Consider the following 484-nt stretch of genomic DNA (forward strand, 5'->3'; position numbering starts at 1 on the left):
TAGAGGCCGAGGCCCATCGCGTCGGGAACGGTGAGGATGTCGGAGAAGAGGATCGCCGCGTCGAGCTTGTAGCGGGCGAGCGGCTGCAGCGTCACTTCACAGGCGAGACCCGGGTTCTTGCACAGGTTGAGGAAGCTGCCGGCGCGCTTGCGGGTTTCGCAATACTCGGGCAGGTAACGGCCAGCCTGACGCATCAGCCAGAGAGGCGTATGGTCGGTCGGCTCTTTGAGCAGTGCGCGCAGGAAATTGTCGTTGCGGGGTCGAGTCATGGAAAGCTCCGCGAAAAGGCGTATGAACGAAAAACGAGAGACGGATTGGCGAAAGGGCCGAATTATCCTCTGGAATGGCCTACTTGCGCCAGAAGGCTGGCGTCAGAACGACCAGTAAAGCGAAGATTTCGAGGCGACCAAGCAGCATCGCGAAGGTGCACACCGAAGTCTGGAAGGCCGTCAGCACGCCGAAGTTGCCCGCCGGACCGACCTGC

1 protein-coding gene is annotated in these 484 nt (G+C 61.2%); it reads right to left on the bottom strand.

The window, feature by feature from the left end:
- Window positions 1-269, bottom strand: a 269-nt coding sequence (locus CKO12_RS14555) for a uroporphyrinogen decarboxylase family protein (RefSeq protein WP_274599941.1), incomplete at its 3' end; no start/stop codon positions are given.
- Between the last annotated feature and the right edge of the window lie 215 nt (window positions 270-484).

This window comes from Chromatium okenii, from assembly GCF_016583745.1.
GTDB lineage: Bacteria > Pseudomonadota > Gammaproteobacteria > Chromatiales > Chromatiaceae > Chromatium > Chromatium okenii.